This is a genomic window from Streptomyces sp. ID05-39B (assembly GCF_033794725.1).
In the GTDB taxonomy this organism is placed as follows: domain Bacteria; phylum Actinomycetota; class Actinomycetes; order Streptomycetales; family Streptomycetaceae; genus Streptomyces; species Streptomyces bobili.
Genome location: NZ_JARGEF010000057.1, coordinates 1 through 12,538, shown reverse-complemented (window position 1 = coordinate 12,538; position 12,538 = coordinate 1). Strand labels below are relative to the sequence as shown.

At 72.4% G+C, this 12,538-nt stretch carries 16 protein-coding genes; 11 read left to right on the top strand and 5 right to left on the bottom strand.

The annotated features are described in order from the left end of the window. Positions 1-3 precede the first annotated feature (3 nt). Positions 4-402: a VOC family protein gene (locus P1P75_RS15355; protein ID WP_319255541.1), complete on the bottom strand. Its 399-nt coding sequence runs from the start codon at positions 400-402 to the stop codon at positions 4-6. 11 nt (positions 403-413) lie between these two features. Continuing rightward, a complete protein-coding gene (locus tag P1P75_RS15350; protein WP_319255539.1) occupies positions 414-1,049 on the bottom strand; it encodes a TIGR03085 family metal-binding protein in 636 nt (211 codons plus the stop codon). A gap of 82 nt (positions 1,050-1,131) precedes the next feature. On the opposite strand from P1P75_RS15350, the gene hisI reads away from it, so the two are divergent. From hisI to lgt, 11 genes are all read left to right on the top strand, one after another. After that, complete coding sequence (hisI, locus tag P1P75_RS15345; RefSeq protein WP_319255537.1) at positions 1,132-1,524, top strand: phosphoribosyl-AMP cyclohydrolase; 393 nt, start codon at positions 1,132-1,134, stop codon at positions 1,522-1,524. 11 nt (positions 1,525-1,535) lie between these two features. Beyond that, a complete protein-coding gene (locus P1P75_RS15340; RefSeq protein WP_319255535.1) occupies positions 1,536-3,014 on the top strand; it encodes an anthranilate synthase component I in 1,479 nt (492 codons plus the stop codon). A 105-nt stretch (positions 3,015-3,119) separates the two neighbouring features. Further along, positions 3,120-3,770: a TIGR02234 family membrane protein gene (locus P1P75_RS15335; protein WP_319255533.1), complete on the top strand. Its 651-nt coding sequence runs from the start codon at positions 3,120-3,122 to the stop codon at positions 3,768-3,770. A 160-nt stretch (positions 3,771-3,930) separates the two neighbouring features. Then, entirely contained in the window at positions 3,931-4,182 is a 252-nt protein-coding gene (locus P1P75_RS15330) for an HGxxPAAW family protein (protein WP_319255532.1), read from the top strand. A 38-nt stretch (positions 4,183-4,220) separates the two neighbouring features. After that, positions 4,221-4,667: a DUF2752 domain-containing protein gene (locus tag P1P75_RS15325; protein ID WP_319255530.1), complete on the top strand. Its 447-nt coding sequence runs from the start codon at positions 4,221-4,223 to the stop codon at positions 4,665-4,667. A gap of 137 nt (positions 4,668-4,804) precedes the next feature. Beyond that, entirely contained in the window at positions 4,805-5,614 is an 810-nt protein-coding gene (gene trpC, locus P1P75_RS15320) for an indole-3-glycerol phosphate synthase TrpC (RefSeq protein WP_319255528.1), read from the top strand. Positions 5,615-5,636: 22 nt separating this feature from the next. Continuing rightward, a complete protein-coding gene (gene trpM, locus P1P75_RS42020; protein WP_369076337.1) occupies positions 5,637-5,876 on the top strand; it encodes a tryptophan biosynthesis modulator TrpM in 240 nt (79 codons plus the stop codon). 67 nt (positions 5,877-5,943) lie between these two features. Next, a complete protein-coding gene (gene trpB / locus P1P75_RS15315) occupies positions 5,944-7,227 on the top strand; it encodes a tryptophan synthase subunit beta (protein WP_319255526.1) in 1,284 nt (427 codons plus the stop codon). Beyond that, a complete protein-coding gene (gene trpA, locus P1P75_RS15310; protein WP_319255524.1) occupies positions 7,224-8,042 on the top strand; it encodes a tryptophan synthase subunit alpha in 819 nt (272 codons plus the stop codon). Before trpB ends, trpA begins: the two co-directional genes overlap by 4 nt. Before the next feature lie 88 nt (positions 8,043-8,130). Continuing rightward, the gene (locus tag P1P75_RS15305) at positions 8,131-8,907 is read left to right on the top strand and encodes a thioredoxin domain-containing protein (RefSeq protein WP_319255522.1); all 777 of its coding nucleotides are present in this window, start codon (positions 8,131-8,133) and stop codon (positions 8,905-8,907) included. Positions 8,908-8,989: 82 nt separating this feature from the next. Next, entirely contained in the window at positions 8,990-10,054 is a 1,065-nt protein-coding gene (gene lgt / locus P1P75_RS15300; protein WP_319255520.1) for a prolipoprotein diacylglyceryl transferase, read from the top strand. A 62-nt stretch (positions 10,055-10,116) separates the two neighbouring features. Here lgt and P1P75_RS15295 read toward each other — a convergent pair whose 3' ends face one another. The 3 genes from P1P75_RS15295 to P1P75_RS15285 all read right to left on the bottom strand — a co-directional run. Next, positions 10,117-10,938, bottom strand: coding sequence for a CoA ester lyase (locus P1P75_RS15295; protein WP_319255518.1), 822 nt, complete (start codon positions 10,936-10,938; stop codon positions 10,117-10,119). Further along, the gene (locus tag P1P75_RS15290; RefSeq protein WP_319255517.1) at positions 10,935-12,149 is read right to left on the bottom strand and encodes a CoA transferase; all 1,215 of its coding nucleotides are present in this window, start codon (positions 12,147-12,149) and stop codon (positions 10,935-10,937) included. The genes P1P75_RS15295 and P1P75_RS15290 overlap by 4 nt, the downstream gene beginning before the upstream one ends. Beyond that, a partial coding sequence (locus P1P75_RS15285; protein ID WP_319255515.1) for a PfkB family carbohydrate kinase occupies positions 12,146-12,538 on the bottom strand: 393 nt, incomplete at its 5' end. The genes P1P75_RS15285 and P1P75_RS15290, both read right to left, overlap by 4 nt.

Below are 12,538 nucleotides of genomic sequence, written 5' to 3'. Positions count from 1 at the left end.
GACCTAGCCCTTCATCTGGGTCAGCTGGACCCAGTTGCCCACCGTGTCGTCCAGGATGGCCAGGTACATCGGGCCCTGTTTCTGGGGTTTCTGGGCGAAGTGGACGCCGAGGGCGCTCAGGCGCTGGTACTCCGCCCGGAGGTCGGTCACGGAGAACACGATGCAGGGCAGGCCGGCCATCCGCAGGGCCGCCCGGTAGGGCTCGGCGATCGGGCCCTGGCCGGGCTCCAGCAGGAGCTGGAGGTCCGGCTGGGCGCCCTCGGCCGCGCCCACGGTGACGAACAGCGTGCCGCCGCCCACGTTCATGTGCATGCGGGTCTCGAAGCCGAGGACGTCGGTGTAGAAGGCGTGGGCCCTGGCCACGTCGTCGACGTACACGCTGGTCATCGCGACCTTGATCACCGGGCGTCCTCTCAGATGCCGAGCTGCTTGCCGCCGCGCAGTGTGGTGATGGCCTCCTCCTCGCCGGCCAGATCCACCTTGGCGGCGCCGCCCCGGCCGTACAGGAGGAGCAGCAGCTCGGACGGTTCGCCCGTCGCCGTGACGACCGGCGTACCGCGGTTGGCGACCGCCGTACGGCCGTCCGGGCGCCGCAGCACCAGTCCGGTCGGCGTACCGCGGCCGGTCAGCCGGGCCGTGCGCTCCAGACGCGACCACAGGGCGTCCTGGAAGACGGGGTCCAGCTCGCGGGGCGTCCAGTCGGGCCGGGCCCGGCGGACGTCCTCACCGTGGACGTAGAACTCGATGATGTTCGACGCCTCGTCGAGCTGCTTGAGCTGGAAGGGTGAGAACCGTGGCGGGCCGGTACGGATGAGCTGGATCAGCTCCTCGTACGGCTTGGCGGTGAACTCCTCCATCGCCTTGTCCAGCCGCGACGCGAGCTGCTTGACGAGCAGGCCCCCGGCCGCGTCGGGCCGGCGCTCGCGCACCACCACGTGCGCGGCGAGGTCGCGGGTCCGCCAGCCCTCACAGAGAGTCGGCGCCTCGGGGCCCGCCGTTTCCAACAGGTCGGCGAGAAGGAGCCGTTCACGCTTGGCGAAAGTCGACATGCGGCCAGCCTACGACCGCCCGGCGGGTCCGCACAGTGGACGCGGGCCCGGGAGTGTCACCGCCGCGCGGCACAATGGCCCCATGACCAGCACGCCCCAGACCAGCGGCCTCGACCCGGAGATCGCCGCGCGCCTCAAGCGCAGCCCCGACGGCCTCCTGCCCGCCATCGCCCAGCAGTACGACACCGGTGAGGTGCTCATGCTCGGCTGGATGGACGACGAGGCGCTGCACCGCACCCTGACGACCGGCCGGTGCACCTACTGGTCGCGCAGCCGCCACGAGTACTGGGTCAAGGGAGACACCTCCGGCCACTTCCAGTGGGTCAGGTCGGTCGCCCTGGACTGCGACGCCGACACCGTGCTGGTCCAGGTCGACCAGGTCGGCGCCGCCTGCCACACCGGCGCCCGGACCTGCTTCGACGCCGACGTGCTCCTCAAGGACGCCGATTCCGGCGTACCCGCCTCGGATCAGTAAGGTCAGCCGCCATGGACCTCGAGACGTTCCGCAAGCTGGCCACCGACCGCCGCGTCATTCCGGTCACCCGCAAGCTCCTCGCAGACGGCGACACCCCGGTCGCGCTCTACCGCAAGCTCGCCGCCGAGCGCACGGGCACGTTCCTGCTGGAGTCCGCGGAGAACGGCCGTTCCTGGTCCCGGTACTCCTTCGTCGGCGTCCGCTCCGCCGCCACGCTCACCGCACGCGACGGACAGGCCCACTGGCTGGGCACCCCGCCCGTCGGCGTCCCCGACGAGGGTGACCCGCTGGCCGCCCTGCGCGCCACCATCGAGGCCCTGCACACCCCCCACCAGGAGGGCATGCCGCCCTTCACCGGCGGCATGGTCGGCTACCTCGGCTACGACATCGTCCGCCGCCTGGAGAAGATCGGCCCCGGCGAGCGCGACGACCTGAAGCTGCCGGAGCTGACCATGCTCCTCACCAGCGACCTCGCCGTGATGGACCACTGGGAGGGCTCGGTCCTGCTGATCGCCAACGCGATCAACCACAACGACCTCGACACGGGCGTGGACGAGGCCTACGCGGACGCCGTCGCCCGCCTGGACGCCATGGAGGCGGATCTCTCGCGCGCGGTGGCCCAGCCGCCCGCCGTCCTGCCGCCCTCCGAACTCCCCGCGTACACGGCACTGTGGGGCGGCCCCGACTTCCAGCGGGCCGTCGAGGACGTCAAGGAGCGCATCCGCGCGGGTGAGGCCTTCCAGGTCGTGCCCTCCCAGCGCTTCGAGACGCCCTGCACGGCGAGCGCGCTGGACGTCTACCGGGTCCTGCGGGCCACCAACCCCTCGCCGTACATGTACCTGTTCCGCTTCGACGGCTTCGACGTCGTGGGCTCCTCCCCGGAGGCCCTGGTCAAGGTCGAGGACGGGCGGGCCATGGTGCACCCCATCGCCGGCACCCGGCACCGCGGGGCCACCCCGCAGGAGGACCAGGCCCTCGCCGACGAGCTGCTCGCCGACCCCAAGGAGCGCGCCGAGCACCTCATGCTCGTCGACCTGGGGCGCAACGACCTGGGGCGGGTCTGCGAGCCCGGCTCCGTCGAGGTCGTCGACTTCATGTCCGTCGAGCGGTACTCCCACGTCATGCACATCGTCTCGACGGTCACGGGCCGGGTCGCGCCGGGCCGCACCGCCTTCGACGTCCTCACCGCCTGCTTCCCGGCCGGCACCCTCTCCGGCGCCCCCAAGCCCCGCGCCATGCAGATCATCGACGAGCTGGAGCCCTCCCGCCGCGGCCTGTACGGCGGCTGCGTCGGCTACCTGGACTTCGCCGGCGACTCCGACACGGCCATCGCCATCCGCACCGCCCTGCTGCGCGACGGCACCGCCTACGTCCAGGCCGGCGCCGGCATCGTCGCGGACTCCGACCCGGCCGCCGAGGACCAGGAGTGCCGCAACAAGGCGGCGGCCGTGCTGCGCGCGGTCCACACGGCCAACCGACTGGCGAAGTAGGGGCACGTCACGCGCGGTCGGAGCGGCGCGCGCGGGAGGCCGCAGCGCAGTAGGACAAGTGTCACGTGCGCCCCGGGTGCCGGTTCGCCCGGGGTTCAGGCGATAGTGGAGTACGTGACTGCTGTTCCTCCTCCCCGTTCCGAAGCCGCCGCTCCCGCCCGGTCCGGGCGCCGGAGCCTCGCGCTCGCCCTGATGTTCGGTGCGCTGGGCGCGGCACTGGTCCTGCTCGCGACCCGGCAGCGCTGGTCGCAGGGCACGGCCACGGTGGCCGGCGGCGCCTTCCCCCTGACCGCCAAGGGAAGTGATGTCACGGGTGTTCCCGCGGCGCTCGCCATAGTGGGCCTCGCCGCGCTCGTCGCCGTCTTCGCCGTCCGCAGGGCGGGCCGCTTCGCGGTCTCCGCCCTCCTCGCGCTCTCCGGCGCCGGTATCGTCGCGGCCTCGCTGTTCGGTGCCTCCGACAGCTCCGCGCTCGACGACGAGGCCGCCAGGGCCTCCGGGGACACCTCCGCGACCGTCGCCTCCCTCACGCACACGGCCTGGCCCTACGCCGCCGCGGCGGGCGGCGCCCTGATCCTCCTGGCCGGCCTGCTCGCCCTGCGCTACGGCCCGCTGTGGCCGGCCATGTCGGGCCGCTACGAGCGCGACGGCGCCCCCCGCCCCCGGCGCAGGGCCGCGGCCGTCGACCCCGACCGTCCCGAGGACATCTGGAAGGCCCTGGACCGCGGTGAGGACCCCACCGGGACGGGCCCGGCCTGACACCCGCGCGCGGGTCCGGTTTCCCGATGTGGTGAACCAGACTCCAACGGAACCGACCCCCGCACCTGGCACCCGTACGCGTACGGGACAATGGACGACGAGCCTCCGGCTCTCACACGTACGACCCGTACGCCACATAGACAGCAACGAGGAGCAAGTCATGGCGGGCAGCAGCCACGGACACACCCCGGCCGCCTGGACCGGTGTCATCATCGCCTTCATCGGTTTCTGCGTCGCGGGCGCGTTCATGGTGATGGCCGAGCCGCTCGGCTTCTGGGCCGGAATGGCGATCGTCGTCCTCGGCGGCGTCGTCGGCGCCGGCATGCGTGCCATGGGCCTCGGCATGCCGAAGGAAACCCACCCGGCGCACCAGGTCACGGCGGTGCGCGAGCCGGCCGTCGCCGAGCACTGATCCCACGGACGACCCGCGCGTGGCCGTCGCGGGGCACAATGCGAGGCGTGAACGCCGACAGCCACAGCGTGACGCCGCCCGCTCCCGCAACCCTCACGGCCCGGCTCGCGGTCCCCACCGGGGTTCTCGCGGCCGTCGTCGGCGCCTTCACGTACGTGGCCGCCGTCGACCCCAACGAGCCCGGTCACTACCCGGTCTGCCCCCTGCTGAGGGTCACCGGCCTCTACTGTCCCGGCTGCGGCGGCCTGCGCAGCGCCCACGCCTTCGCGCACGGTGACCTGGTGGGCGCCCTGCACGCCAACGCGACGGCGGTCGCGGGCTACGCGGTCTTCGCCGTCCTGTGGACCGTCTGGGTGGTCCGCGTGGCGCGCGGCCGCCCGGTACGCCTCGATCCCGGCCCCGTCCTGCTGTGGACGCTGGGCGCTCTGCTGCTGGTCTTCACGGTTGTCCGGAACCTGCCGTACGGCGGCTGGTTGCACCCTTGATCACTTGGTGAAAGTCCAGGTACTGGGACCGCCCGCCGCCGGATGTGAGGCGATGGCCCTCCTGCGGATACCATCGCAGTGACCATCGATTTCTCTGGTCGCTGGAACTGTCAACCGTCTGGAAGGGGGCCGCTCGCGTGAGTGTGCTCGACGAGATCATCGACGGAGTCCGTGCCGACCTCGCGGAGCGGCAGGCGCGCGTCAGCCTCGACGAGCTCAAGGAGCGCGCGGCCAAGGCCCCCGCCGCCAAGGACGGGGTCGCCGCGCTCAGGGGCGACGGCGTCAAGGTCATCTGCGAGGTCAAGCGCTCCAGCCCGTCCAAGGGCGCGCTGGCCGCGATCGCCGACCCGGCCGCCCTGGCCGCCGACTACGAGGCGGGCGGCGCAGCCGTCATCTCCGTCCTCACCGAACAGCGCCGCTTCGGCGGCTCGCTCGCCGACCTCGAAGCGGTCCGCGCGCGCGTCGACATTCCGGTGCTGCGCAAGGACTTCATCGTCACGTCGTACCAGCTGTGGGAGGCACGCGCGTACGGCGCCGACCTCGTGCTGCTGATCGTCGCCGCCCTCGACCAGCCGGCCCTCGAGTCGCTGATCGAGCGGGCCGTCTCCATCGGACTCACCCCGCTCGTCGAGGTGCACGACGAGGACGAGGTCCAGCGCGCGGTGGACGCGGGCGCCAAGGTGATCGGCGTCAACGCGCGCAACCTCAAGACCCTGGAGGTGGACCGGGGCACGTTCGAGCGGATCGCCCCCGACATCCCCGACCACCTCGTCAAGATCGCCGAGTCCGGCGTCCGGGGCCCGCACGACCTCATCGCCTACGCCAACGCCGGCGCCGACGCGGTCCTGGTCGGCGAGTCCCTCGTCACCGGCCGTGACCCCAGGACGGCGGTGGCCGACCTGGTCGCGGCGGGCGAACATCCCGCACTGCGGCACGGCCGCGGCTGACCGCCCGCTAGGCTTGGCACCGATGACGCCCCCGATCACCCTCACGGCCACGGACCGGTACGCCCGCCTCGCGCGCGGCTGCCGCCCCCGTGGCTGCCGCGCGCCCGCCCGCAGGGTGCACGGGCGCAGGGTGCGGTACGTCATCGGAGCCGAGCCCGGACAGGTCAACGGGCGTCGATGGCAGCGCGCCCCTCAGGGGCGCGGGGCACTGCCTGACCATGTGGTTCCACCGCATGGGCGCGACCGGCCGCACACGGCCTGAGGTCGTCCGACAAGCTCCGCCCCCACGGCGAACCGTGTTCTCCACAAACTCACCGTGAGGTTTCCGCATGCCCAGCGAGTTCTTCATTCCCGATCCGGACGGTCACGTCCCCAGCGCCGACGGCTACTTCGGCGCCTTCGGCGGCAAGTTCATCCCGGAGGCCCTCGTCGCCGCCGTGGACGAGGTCGCCGTCGAGTACGACAAGGCGAGGCAGGACCCCGAGTTCGCCCGCGAACTCGACGACCTGCTCGTGCACTACACCGGCCGGCCCAGCTCCCTCACCGAGGTGCCGCGGTTCGCCGAACACGCCGGTGGCGCCCGGGTGTTCCTCAAGCGCGAGGACCTCAACCACACCGGCTCGCACAAGATCAACAACGTGCTCGGTCAGGCCCTGCTCACCAAGCGCATGGGCAAGACGCGGGTCATCGCGGAGACCGGCGCAGGCCAGCACGGCGTCGCCACCGCCACCGCCTGCGCGCTGTTCGGCCTCGAATGCACCATCTACATGGGTGAGATCGACACCCAGCGCCAGGCACTCAACGTGGCCCGGATGCGCATGCTCGGCGCCGAGGTCGTCGCCGTGAAGTCCGGCAGCCGCACGCTGAAGGACGCCATCAACGAGGCCTTCCGCGACTGGGTCGCCAACGTCGACCGCACCCACTACCTGTTCGGCACCGTCGCCGGCCCGCACCCCTTCCCGGCGATGGTCCGCGACTTCCACCGCGTCATCGGCGTCGAGGCCCGCCGCCAGATCCTGGAGCGCGCCGGACGCCTGCCCGACGCGGCCGTCGCCTGCGTCGGCGGCGGCTCCAACGCCATCGGCCTCTTCCACGCCTTCATCCCGGACACCGGCGTACGCCTCATCGGCTGCGAGCCGGCCGGTCACGGCATCGAGACCGGCGAGCACGCCGCGACCCTCACGGCCGGCGAGCCCGGCATCCTGCACGGCTCCCGCTCCTACGTCCTCCAGGACGACGAGGGTCAGATCACCGAGCCGTACTCCATCTCGGCCGGCCTGGACTACCCGGGCATCGGCCCCGAGCACTCCTACCTCAAGGACACCGGCCGCGCCGAGTACCGCGCGGTCACCGACGACGCCGCCATGCAGGCGCTGCGCCTGCTGTCGCGCACCGAGGGCATCATCCCGGCCATCGAGAGCGCGCACGCGCTGGCCGGAGCCCTGGGGGTCGGCAAGGAGCTGGGCAAGGACGGGCTGATCGTCATCAACCTGTCCGGCCGCGGCGACAAGGACATGGACACGGCCGCCCGCTACTTCGGCCTGTACGACACCGACGCCGAGGTCGCCGCCGACGCGGCAGCCACCGCGGAGATCGAGGGGGACGCCAAGTGAGCGGCAACATCCATCTGCTGTCGGACACCCTCGCGGCGGCCAGGGCCGAGGGCCGCGCCGCCCTCATCGCCTACCTTCCGGCCGGGTTCCCGACCGTCGACGGCGGCATCGAGGCGATCAAGGCCGTTCTGGGCGGCGGCGCCGACATCGTCGAGGTGGGTCTGCCGCACAGCGACCCCGTCCTCGACGGCCCGGTCATCCAGACCGCCGACGACATCGCCCTGCGCGGCGGCGTACGGATCGCGGACGTCATGCGCACGGTCCGCGAGTCGTACGAGGCCACCGGGAAGCCGGTCCTCGTCATGACGTACTGGAACCCCATCGACCGCTACGGTGTCGAGCGCTTCACCGCCGAGCTGGCCGAGGCGGGCGGGGCGGGCTGCATCCTGCCCGACCTGCCCGTGCAGGAGTCGGCTCTGTGGAGGGAGCACGCCGAGAAGCACGGCCTCGCGACGGTCTTCGTCGTGGCGCCGAGCAGCCAGGACGCGCGGCTCGCCACGATCACCGAGGCGGGCAGCGGATTCGTGTACGCGGCCTCGCTGATGGGGGTCACCGGCACCCGCGAGTCGGTGGGCGCGCAGGCCCAGGACCTGGTCGAACGCACCCGCGCGACCGGCACCGGACTGCCCGTCTGCGTCGGCCTCGGCGTGTCCGACGCCCGGCAGGCCGCCGAGGTCGCCGCCTTCGCCGACGGAGTGATCGTCGGTTCGGCCTTCGTCAAGCGCATGCTCGACGCCCCGGACGACGCGGCCGGCGTCGAGGCCGTGCGCGCGCTCGCGGGCGAGCTGGCGAAGGGCGTGCGCGGACAGGCGTAGCGGCCCGGCACGAAAAGAATCGGTCACTCGAACGGGTGGACATGGGACCGGGGAGGCGCTGGGCGCCTCCCCGGTTCGTTTCCGGGGTGTGAGCGAGAAGAATCGTGACAGGAAGCGCACCGCCCGGGAGCGGCTGGCGGTCGAGCGTGAGAAGCACAAGGCCGCGGAGCGGCGGCGCCGGACACTGATCGTCGCCGCGAGCGTCGTCTGCGTACTGGGCCTGGCCGCGGTCATCGGCATCGTCGCGGCGAACGCCGGCAAGGACGACGGCGGTGACAGCGCCGGCCCGGTCGTGGCGCCGTCGGGCGCGCAGGGCAAGGACGCCCTCGCGATCCCCGTCGGAAAGGAGAGCGCCCCCTCCACGCTCACCGTGTGGGAGGACTTCCGCTGCCCGGCCTGCAAGTCCTTCGAGGACACCTACCGCTCGACGATCCATGAGCTGACCGACGCCGGAAAGCTCAAGGTGGAGTACCACCTGGCCACCATCATCGACGGCAACATGGGCGGCAGCGGCTCCCGCACGGCGGCCAACGCCGCGGCCTGTGCCCAGGACGCCGGGAAGTTCCCCGCCTACCACGACGTGCTGTTCGAGAACCAGCCGCAGGAGACCGACGACGCCTACGCGGACCGCGACAAGCTCTTCGAACTCGCCGGCAAGGTCGACGGCCTCCTCACGCCCGCCTTCCGCACCTGTGTGGAGAAGGGCACCCACGACAGCTGGGTCGACAAGTCCAACCAGGCCTTCCGCGGCGGCGGCTTCACCGGCACCCCTACCGTCCTGTTCAACGGCAAGAACATCTACCAGGACCAGACGATGACGCCGGCCAAGCTGAAGAAGATGGTGGAGGAGGCCGACCAGGGCTGAGCCCCGCTCAGCGGCCCGTTATGGAGCCGTAGCCGGGCTGCCCGTCGTGGGCCCGGCCCGGCACGGTAGCGTCGACCCTGCCATGGAACTTGCCTACATTCCCAGCCCGTCGCGCGGAGTGATCCACCTCGGACCCATTCCGCTGCGAGGCTATGCGTTCTGCATCATCATCGGTGTCTTCGTCGCCGTCTGGCTCGGCAACAAGCGCTGGCTGGCCCGGGGCGGGAGGGCCGGCACGGTGGCCGACATCTCCGTCTGGGCCGTGCCCTTCGGTCTGGTCGGCGGCCGGCTCTACCACGTGATCACGGACTACGAGCTGTACTTCAGCGAGGGCCGCGACTGGGTGGACGCCTTCAAGATCTGGGAGGGCGGCCTCGGTATCTGGGGCGCGATCGCCCTCGGCGCCGTGGGCGCGTGGATCGGCTGCCGCCGCCGGGGCATCCCGCTGCCCGCCTACGCCGACGCCATCGCACCCGGTATCGCCCTCGCGCAGGCGATCGGCCGCTGGGGCAACTGGTTCAACCAGGAGCTGTACGGCAAGGAGACCGACCTGCCGTGGGCCGTGCGCATCACGTCCTCCCTGGACGGCCGGGTGCCGGGTGACTACCACCCGACGTTCCTGTACGAGTCGCTGTGGTGCATCGGTGTCGCCCTTCTCGTCATCTGGGCCGACCGCCGCTTCCAGCTGGGCCACGGCCGGGCGTTCGCGCTGTACGTCGCCGCCTACTGCGTCGGTCGCTTCTGGATCGAGTACCTGCGCGTCGACGACGCCCACCACATCCTCGGCCTGCGCCTGAACAACTGGACCGCGCTGTTCGTGTTCGTGCTGGCCGTGGTCTACCTCGTGATCTCGGCGAAGAAGCGGCCGGGGCGGGAGACCGTGGTGGAACCCGGCGCGGACGGCTCCGCCACGGACGGCTCCGCCACGGACGGCGCCGATGCCGACGCCGAGGGTGACAAGTCCACGGGGACCTCTGCGCAAGACGCCGAGGACGGGGACGACCAGGGCACGGCGCAGGGCAAGGATCCCGCCGAATCCGAATCCGAATCCGAATCCGAGGCGGAATCCGAGGCCGAGGCCCATTCCGAGGCCGAGGCCGAGTCGGAGTCTGCTTCCGCTTCCGAATCGGCGGGCAAGAAGAGCTGACGGCAGGTTCCACGACGACGAGGGCGCCCGGGGTCTCCGGGCGCCCTCGTCGTGTGTGACCGTCAGGTCCGGCGGGCCAGCGACAGTGTCCGCTGGGCCGTCGCCACCACCGCCGCGTCGATGAAGCGGCCGTCCGGCAGGGCCTGGGCGCCCGGCTCGGCCGCCGCGGCCTTGACGATCGTCTCCGCCTCCTCGACCTCCCGCTGGGTGGGCAGATAGGCCCGTTCGATGATCGGGAGCTGGCGGGGGTGGATCGCCGACCGGCCCAGGAAGCCCAGGCTGCGGCCGTGCGCGCAGGAGGACGCCAGGCCTTCGAGGTCGCGGATGTCGGGGTGGACCGACTGCGGCGGCGGGGCCAGGCCGGCCGCCCGCGCGGCGACGACCACCCGGGAGCGGGACCAGTCGAGGCCGGCGTCCGCGCGCAGGCCGAGGTCGGCCCGTAGATCGGACTCGCCGAGGGAGATGCCGCGCAGATCGGGGTGTGCGGCGGCGATGGCGTAGGCGTGTTCGACGCCGAGGGCCGTTTCGAGGAGGGCGTACAGCGGGCGCGGGCGGTACTCCGCGATGCGGGTGGCGATCCGGGTGATCTGGACGGGCGACGTCACCTTGGGGAGGCGGAGACCGTGGATGCCGGGAAGGGCGGCCACGGCCCGGAGGTCGGCGGTGGCGAGGGGGCCGTCCAGCGCGTTGACCCGGACGTGGACCGGTACCGGCTGTTCCTCGGAGAGCAGCTCGGCGGTGGCCGCGCGGGCGTACTCCTTGCGGTCGGGGGCGACCGCGTCCTCCAGGTCGATCACGACGACGTCCGCCCCGCAGCCCAGGGCCTTGGCGACGATGTGCGGGCGGTCGCCGGGGACGTACAGCCAGGTGAGCGGGAAGGTCACAGGGCGCCCTCCGTGCGCAGGGCCGCCAGGTCGGCCGGGGTGAGGCCGAGTTCGGTCAGGACCGTCTCGGTGTCCGCGCCGTGCGGGCGGCCGGCCCAGCGGATCGCGCCGGGGGTGGCGGAGAGGCGGAACAGGACGTTCTGCATGCGGATCGGGCCCAGTTCCGGGTCGTCGACCGTGGTGACGGTGTCAAGGGCCTGGTACTGGGGGTCGGCCAGCACGTCCCGTACGTCCTGGACGGGGGCGATGGCCGCTTCCGCCTTCTCGAAGGCGGCGAGGACGTCGGTGCGGGTGCGGGCGGCGATCCAGGTGCCGACCGCCGTGTCGAGGACGTCGGTGTGGGCGGCCCGTCCGGCGCCCGTCGCGAACCACGGCTCGTCGATCAGCTCGGGGCGGCCGACCAGCCGCATCACACGCTCGGCCACCGACTGGGCGGAGGTCGACACGGCGACCCAGGTGCCGTCGGCGGTGCGGTAGGTGTTGCGCGGGGCGTTGTTCGCGGAGCGGTTCCCGGTGCGCTCCTGGACGTAACCGAGCTGGTCGTACCAGAGGGGCTGCGGGCCGAGGACGGTCAGGATCGGTTCGATGATCGCCATGTCGACGACCTGACCCTCGCCGGTGCGGTCGCGGGCGGCGAGCGCGGTCATGACGGCGTACGCCGTGGCCAGGGCCGCGATCGAGTCGGCGAGGCCGAACGGCGGCAGGGTCGGGGGCGCGTCGGGTTCGCCGGTGATGGAGGCGAAGCCGCTCATCGCCTCGGCGAGGGTGCCGAAGCCCGGGCGGTGGGCGTACGGGCCGAACTGGCCGAAGCCGGTGACACGGGTGAGGACCAGCCGGGGGTTGGCCGCCGACAGTTCCTCCCAGCCGAGGTCCCACTTCTCCAGGGTGCCGGGGCGGAAGTTCTCGATGATCACGTCGGCGGTGGCGGCGAGGCGCAGCAGGGTGGCGCGCCCGCCGGGCCTCGACAGGTTCAGGGTGATCGCGCGCTTGTTGCGGCCGAGGAGCTTCCACCACAGGCCGACACCGTTCTTGGAGGGGCCGTGGCCTCGGGACGGGTCCGGTTTCGACGGGTGTTCGATCTTGATGACCTCGGCGCCGAAGTCCCCGAGCATGGTGGCGGCGAGGGGGCCGGCGAAGAGGGTGGCCAGGTCGAGGACGCGCAGGCCGGCGAGGGGCGCGTCGGGGGTGGGGGTGCCGTTCGTCCCGGTCATGACGTGTACTGCTTCTCGATCTCGGAGCGGTAGGGCATCGACGCGGAGGCGCCCGGCCGTTGGACGGAGAGCGCCGCCGCGGCGGCGGCCCAGGACAGGGCCTCGCGGACGGGACGTTCCTCGCCGAGGGCCACCGCGAGAGCTCCGACGAAGGTGTCGCCCGCGCCCGTGGAGTCCACGGCGGTCACCCGTGGGGCCGGGACGGTCACGGGTTCGGCGCCGCGGGCCGCGTACAGGCTGCCCGCCGCGCCGAGGGTGACGACGACCTCCGGGACGGTGTCGAGGAGGGCGAGGGCGGCCTCGCGCGGGTCGGTGCGGCCGGTGAGCGCGGCCGCCTCGTGCTCGTTGGGCACCAACAGGTCGGTGGTGGCGAGGAGTTCGGGTGGGAG